We start from the raw sequence: 7,010 nt of genomic DNA on the forward strand, positions 1-7,010 counted from the left end.
TGGCGCAAACAAAAACGCCCCGACAAGTCGGGGCGTTCGCTATTGCAGCGGTGAATTACTCGACCGCTTTGACCATGTCTTCGATGACTTTCTTCGCATCGCCGAAGACCATCATGGTCTTGTCCAGATAGAACAGTTCGTTGTCCAGACCGGCATAGCCGCTGGCCATCGAGCGCTTGTTGACGATGATGGTCTTGGCCTTGAACGCTTCGAGAATCGGCATACCGGCAATCGGTGACTTCGGATCGTTCTTCGCGGCCGGGTTGACCACGTCGTTTGCGCCGAGCACCAGCACCACGTCGGCCTGACCGAACTCGGAGTTGATGTCTTCCATCTCGAACACCTGGTCGTAAGGCACTTCGGCCTCGGCGAGCAGGACGTTCATGTGCCCAGGCATGCGACCGGCCACCGGGTGAATCGCGTACTTCACGGTCACGCCGCGATGGGTCAGCTTCTCGGTCAGTTCCTTCAGTGCGTGTTGTGCACGGGCCACTGCCAGACCGTAGCCCGGGACGATGATCACGGTGTCGGCGTTGGTCAGCAGGAAGGTTGCGTCATCAGCCGAGCCGGATTTCACCGGACGGGCTTCCTGCGCACCGGCAGGACCTGCGTCTGCCGTATTGCCGAAACCGCCGAGCAGTACATTAAAGAAGGAGCGGTTCATCGCCTTGCACATGATGTACGAGAGGATCGCACCGCTCGAACCCACCAGCGAGCCGGCAATGATCAGCATCGAGTTGTTCAGCGAAAAACCGATGCCCGCCGCCGCCCAGCCGGAATAGCTGTTGAGCATCGACACCACCACCGGCATGTCGGCGCCGCCGATCGGGATGATGATCAGCACGCCCATCACGAACGCCAGAGCCAGCATCAGTGCGAATGCAGTGAGGTTGCCGGTGAACATGAAGGTCAGGCCGAGCACCAGCGTAGCCAGACCCAGAACCGCATTGAGTTTGTGCTGACCGGCGAACTGTACCGGTGCGCCCTGGAACAGACGGAACTTGTATTTGCCCGAGAGCTTGCCGAAGGCGATCACCGAACCCGAGAAGGTGATCGCACCGATCGCAGCACCGAGGAACAGCTCCAGACGGTTGCCTGCCGGAATCGCATCGCCCAGTTGTTTAACGATACCCAACGACTGCGGCTCAACTACCGCCGCAATAGCAATGAACACCGCCGCGAGGCCGATCATGCTGTGCATGAACGCTACCAGTTCCGGCATCTTGGTCATTTCAACGCGCTTGGCCATGATCGAGCCGGCGGTACCGCCGACCAGCAAGCCAACGATCACATAACCGATACCAGCCGTAGCCAGCTCAGCGCCCAATTTATAGATGAGGCCGACCGTGGTGAGGATCGCCAACGCCATGCCAAGCATGCCGAACAGGTTGCCGCGCCGCGAAGTGGTCGGGTGCGACAGGCCTTTGAGGGCCTGGATAAAGCAGATCGACGCGATCAGGTAGAGCGTCGTGACGAGATTCATGCTCATTACTTCGGCGCCTCTTCTTTTGCTTTCGGGGCTTTCTTCTTGAACATCTCAAGCATGCGGCGGGTGACCAGGAAGCCACCAAACACATTGACCGCCGCCAGTGCCACGGCCAGCGTGCCCATGGTCTTGCCCAGCGGCGTAACGGTCAGCGCAGCGGCGAGCATGGCGCCGACGATCACGATCGCGGAAATGGCATTGGTCACCGCCATCAACGGCGTGTGCAGCGCAGGCGTAACGTTCCAGACCACGTGGTAACCGACATAAATCGCCAGCACGAAGATGATCAGGTTGTAGATACCGGGGGAGATAAGCTCTTCCATCGTCTGAATCCCTGCTTAGGCGTTTTTGCGGATGACTTGGCCGTCGCGGCACATCAGGCACGCGGCGACGATGTCGTCTTCGAGGTTGACGTCGAACTGGCCTTCCTTGGTGAACACCAGCTTGAGGAAGTCCAGCAGGTTGCGTGCGTACAGCGCCGAAGCATCGGCAGCGACTTCACCGGCGAGGTTGGTCGGGCCAACGATGGTCACACCGTTTTCCACAACGACCTGATCGGCGACGGTCAGTGGGCAGTTGCCACCCTGGGCGGCGGCGAGGTCGATGACCACCGAGCCCGGTTTCATCTGTGCCACGGTCTCGGCGCTGAGCAGCGTCGGCGCTTTGCGGCCCGGAATCAGTGCGGTGGTGATGACGATATCGGCCTGCTTGGCGCGCTCGTGCACAGCCTGCGCCTGGCGCTGCATCCAGCTCGCCGGCATCGGCCGCGCGTAACCGCCGACACCGACGGCACATTCGCGCTCTTCATCGGTCTCGTAAGGCACGTCGACGAACTTGGCGCCGAGGGATTCGATCTGTTCCTTCACCGCTGGACGCACGTCGGAGGCTTCGATCACCGCACCCAGACGTTTCGCTGTGGCAATCGCCTGCAAACCGGCCACGCCCGCGCCGAGAATCAGCACGCGCGCCGCTTTCACGGTGCCCGCAGCAGTCATCAGCATCGGCATGAAGCGTGGGTAATAGTGAGCCGCGAGCAACACCGCTTTGTAGCCGGCGATATTCGCCTGCGACGACAGCACATCAAGACTCTGCGCCCGCGAGGTACGCGGCGCCGCTTCGAGGGCGAACGCGGTAATGCCGCACTCGGCCATCTTCGCGATGGTCTCGTTGTTGAATGGGTTGAGCATGCCCACCAGCACCGCACCGCGCTTGATCAGCGTCAGTTCGGCATCGCTTGGCGCGATCACTTTGAGAATCAGCTCGGCGCCAAACGCGTCATTGGCGCTGCCAATGCTTGCGCCGGCCGCTTCATAGGCACTGTCGACGACACTGGCTTTGACGCCAGCGCCGCTTTGCACAGTGACCTTATGGCCTTGGCTGATCAGCTTCTTGATGGTTTCCGGGGTTGCAGCAACCCGTGTTTCACCGGTCTGGGTTTCGAGAGGAACACCAATGTGCACGTCAAATCTCCTGCGTGATCTTATTGAGTAAACCCATGCACTACGGATGGTGCGACTGGGGCGGCCGATCAGCACGATCCCGCCGAATCAGGGCGGGGCGCGGCATTTTGCAGGCGAACTTTATGCCCTTCAAGGGATTATGACGGGTGACGGAAAATTAACTACAAGTCATGCCGTGACCGAATGTCGCAGATGGCCAGTTGAACCCCTTGCAGGCCGTGCCCTGCATGGATTCTGGCTGAATTTGAAAAAAATTCGCATCGGTGGCGTGAATGGGCAGTAATGAGTCGCCATTAGAGGCTCAAAGCCACGTGTTTGGCAGCTTGTGGGACGTCTGTACGACTTTCGGATACAGTCTGCGCAAAAGCGACAAATAGTTATATCTGTAGGGCTTTGGTTTTTCTGACTACGGGGTTAAGTATTGCGCAAAGCCTTTATTCTTCTAGGCTGTAGCTCTGCGCTTGATTTACCAGCCAGTCGCGAAATGCCTTCAGCGATGCCGATTCGACCTTTCGCTCTGGAATCATCAGGTAATAGGCCTTGATGCTGGAGAGCGCTTGAGGGTTGGCAACCACCAGACGTTTCTCTGCCAGCTCGCGCTGGATCAGAAACGGCGGAATCAGCGCGACGCCCATGTCGTGCATGGCTGCCTGGGCAAGCATGGAGAATAGCTCGTAGCGTGGGCCGGTCATGTCGCGCGGAATATTCAGCTGTTGCGAGTTGAACCATTGGCGCCAGGCGTAAGGTCGGGTGGTTTGCTGCAGCAGCGGTAGTTCAGCGATGGCTTGCGCTGTCAGCTGCGTGTGATCGCCGAGTAGGGAGGGGCTGCACACCGGCATCGGATTTTCGCCCATCAACCTGTGGGATTCGGTACCCGACCAATCGGCATCACCGAAATAGATCGCGGCATCGAATTCGGTATCGGCAAACAGGAAAGGCCGAGTGCGGTTGGTCAGGTTGACGGTCACTTCCGGGTGCTTGAGCTGAAAATCCTTGAGCCGTGGCAGCAGCCATTGCGTGCCGAAGGTCGGGACGACGGCGAGCTCGATGACGTTGGTGCCCTGCTGGCCCATTACCGAGAGGGTGTCGCGCTCCACTGCATCGAGCTGAGTCGCCACCCGACGACTGTAGGAAAGACCCGCCTCGGTCAGTTTCACTCCACGTCGCGAGCGTCGGAACAGTTCCACGCTGAGGAAATCTTCCAGGCTGGCGATCTGTCGGCAAATGGCGCCTTGGGTGAGCGACAGTTCTTCAGCAGCACGGGTAAAGCTCTCATGGCGGGCGGCAGCTTCGAAACTGATCAGGGCGGCGGTGCTGGGGATCTTCCTGCGCATGTACGTCAACCTCACTAATGCGCCGCATAAAAGGCTATTCGCGACGGTACGGAGTGAGAAATTAGCACAACAGAATGCGAAATCCTCGTTTGCCGCGATGGCGAACCGCGCCTAGGATCAATGCCACGTTAATTCACCCGATTGCGAGGGCACACTCATGGGCGGTAAAGCTAGTTTCAATTGGATCGATCCCCTGCTGCTGGATCAACAGCTCACCGAAGAAGAGCGGATGATCCGCGACACCGCCGCCCAGTTCGCTCAACAGAGTCTGGCGCCGCGTGTGCTCGAAGCTTTCCGTCATGAGAAGACCGATCCGGCAATCTTCCGCGAGATGGGTGAAGTCGGCCTGCTCGGCGCCACCATTCCCGAGCAATACGGTGGCAGCGGTCTGAATTACGTCAGTTATGGCTTGATCGCGCGTGAAGTCGAGCGCGTCGACTCTGGCTATCGCTCGATGATGAGTGTGCAGTCCTCGCTGGTGATGGTGCCGATCAACGAATTCGGTACCGAGGCACAGAAACAGAAGTATCTGCCGAAGCTGGCTTCCGGCGAATGGATCGGTTGCTTTGGTCTGACCGAACCGAACCACGGTTCCGATCCGGGCGCGATGATTAGCAGGGCTCGCAAGGTCGATGGCGGCTACAGCCTGACCGGTGCGAAAATGTGGATCACCAACAGCCCGATCGCTGACGTCTTCGTGGTCTGGGCCAAGGACGATGCCGGCGATATCCGTGGCTTCGTTCTGGAGAAAGGCTGGAAAGGTCTGAGCGCTCCGGCGATTCACGGCAAGGTCGGCCTGCGCGCTTCGATCACCGGTGAGATCGTCATGGACAACGTGTTCGTGCCGGAAGAGAACATTTTCCCGGATGTCCGTGGCCTGAAAGGTCCTTTCACCTGCCTTAACTCCGCACGCTACGGCATTTCCTGGGGCGCGCTGGGCGCCGCCGAATTCTGCTGGCACACTGCGCGCCAATACACTCTGGATCGTCAGCAGTTCGGTCGTCCGTTGGCCGCAACTCAGCTGGTACAGAAGAAACTCGCCGACATGCAGACCGAAATCACTCTGGCACTGCAAGGCTGCCTGCGCTTGGGCCGGATGAAGGACGAGGGTACCGCCGCCGTTGAAATCACTTCGATCATGAAGCGCAACTCCTGCGGCAAGTCGCTGGATATCGCGCGGATGGCGCGCGACATGCTCGGTGGTAACGGCATCTCCGATGAGTTCGGCGTGGCCCGTCACCTCGTCAACCTGGAAGTGGTGAATACCTATGAAGGTACCCATGACGTTCACGCGCTGATCCTCGGGCGTGCGCAAACCGGTCTGCAAGCGTTCTATTAACAGGAGGGCGGACCATGGGCGCACTGTCGCATCTGCGGGTACTGGATTTATCGCGAGTACTGGCCGGGCCTTGGGCCGGGCAAATCCTCGCCGACCTTGGCGCCGAAGTGATTAAGGTCGAGCGCCCGGGCAATGGTGATGACACCCGCGCCTGGGGGCCGCCCTTCCTTAAAGACGCTTACGGCGAGAACACGTCGGAAGCGGCTTATTACCTCTCGGCAAACCGCAACAAGCAATCGGTCACCATCGACTTCACCCGGCCTGAAGGGCAGAAGCTGGTGCGCGACCTGGCAGCAAAGTCGGACATTCTGATTGAGAATTTTAAAGTAGGTGGTCTGGCGGCCTATGGTCTGGACTATGAGTCGCTGAGGGCTTTCAACCCGAACCTGATCTACTGCTCAATCACCGGCTTCGGCCAGACCGGGCCTTATGCCAAGCGTGCGGGCTATGACTTCATGATCCAGGGGCTCGGCGGCTTGATGAGTTTGACCGGCCGACCCGAAGGAGACGACGGTGCCGGGCCGGTGAAAGTGGGCGTGGCGCTGACGGATATTCTTACCGGGCTGTATTCGACGGTGGCGATCCTCGCGGCATTGGCTCATCGCGATCACGACGGTGGCGGCCAGCACATCGATATGGCGTTGCTGGATGTACAGGTCGCGTGTCTGGCGAACCAGGCGATGAACTACCTGACCACCGGCAATGCGCCGAAGCGCCTGGGCAATGCGCATCCGAATATCGTGCCTTATCAGGACTTTCCTACGGCGGATGGCGACTTCATTCTCACCGTGGGTAATGACGGGCAGTTCCGCAAGTTCGCCGAGGTCGCGGGGCAACCGCAGTGGGCGGATGATCCGCGCTTCGCGACCAACAAGCTGCGGGTAGCGAACCGCGCGGTGCTGATCCCGTTGATCCGCCAAGCTACGGTCTTCAAGACCACGGCGGAGTGGGTTGCACAACTGGAGCTGGCGGGTGTGCCTTGTGGGCCGATCAATGATCTGTCGCAGGTGTTTGAGGATCCACAAGTGAAGGCGCGCGGTCTGGCGATCAAACTGCCTCATGCATTGGCGGGGATGGTGCCCCAGGTGGCCAGCCCGATTCGATTGTCGGAGACGCCCGTTGAATATCGTCACGCGCCTCCTTTATTAGGTGAGCACACGTTAGAGGTTCTGCAGCGTGTGCTGGGTCTGGGGGCGGGTGCGGTGGCTATGTTGAAGGAGGAGGGCGTCCTTTAAGTCTTCTTCTATATAGAAGAAGCTCTTTTCTCATCTCATTGGGTGTTTTTTAACCAATACGCAAGTTATTGAAAGAAAAGCGAAATTAACGGTTGACGGCGGATTCCAGAGGTCTATAATTCGCCCCACTTCCGGCGCAGTCGAAACGGAAAACTC

Annotated in this window: 6 protein-coding genes; 2 read left to right on the plus strand and 4 right to left on the minus strand. The window is 59.1% G+C overall.

Annotated elements, in window-relative coordinates; genetic code table 11:
• Nucleotides 1-55 precede the first annotated feature (55 nt).
• From D8U71_RS23905 to D8U71_RS23920, 4 genes are all read right to left on the minus strand, one after another.
• A complete protein-coding gene (locus tag D8U71_RS23905; RefSeq protein ID WP_110644713.1) occupies nucleotides 56-1,489 on the minus strand; it encodes an NAD(P)(+) transhydrogenase (Re/Si-specific) subunit beta in 1,434 nt (477 codons plus the stop codon).
• Complete coding sequence (locus tag D8U71_RS23910) at nucleotides 1,489-1,809, minus strand: NAD(P) transhydrogenase subunit alpha (RefSeq protein WP_003220416.1); 321 nt, start codon at nucleotides 1,807-1,809, stop codon at nucleotides 1,489-1,491. Before D8U71_RS23910 ends, D8U71_RS23905 begins: the two co-directional genes overlap by 1 nt.
• 15 nt (nucleotides 1,810-1,824) lie before the next feature.
• Complete coding sequence (locus D8U71_RS23915; RefSeq protein WP_071173988.1) at nucleotides 1,825-2,946, minus strand: Re/Si-specific NAD(P)(+) transhydrogenase subunit alpha; 1,122 nt, start codon at nucleotides 2,944-2,946, stop codon at nucleotides 1,825-1,827.
• A gap of 434 nt (nucleotides 2,947-3,380) precedes the next feature.
• Nucleotides 3,381-4,280 carry a LysR family transcriptional regulator gene (locus D8U71_RS23920; protein WP_130888824.1) on the minus strand — a complete coding sequence of 300 codons (900 nt, stop codon included), beginning with the start codon at nucleotides 4,278-4,280 and terminating at the stop codon, nucleotides 3,381-3,383.
• Nucleotides 4,281-4,437: 157 nt separating this feature from the next.
• Here D8U71_RS23920 and D8U71_RS23925 point away from each other — a divergent pair, with 157 nt between their 5' ends.
• Nucleotides 4,438-5,619, plus strand: a complete 1,182-nt coding sequence (locus D8U71_RS23925; protein WP_024015035.1) for an acyl-CoA dehydrogenase — start codon at nucleotides 4,438-4,440, stop codon at nucleotides 5,617-5,619.
• Between the two features lie 14 nt (nucleotides 5,620-5,633).
• Nucleotides 5,634-6,854 (plus strand): CaiB/BaiF CoA-transferase family protein, encoded by a 1,221-nt coding sequence (locus D8U71_RS23930; protein ID WP_130888825.1) that lies wholly within the window; start codon nucleotides 5,634-5,636, stop codon nucleotides 6,852-6,854.
• Nucleotides 6,855-7,010 lie beyond the last annotated feature (156 nt).

The organism is Pseudomonas sp. Sample_21, from assembly GCF_004307525.1.
Taxonomy (GTDB): domain Bacteria; phylum Pseudomonadota; class Gammaproteobacteria; order Pseudomonadales; family Pseudomonadaceae; genus Aquipseudomonas; species Aquipseudomonas atacamensis.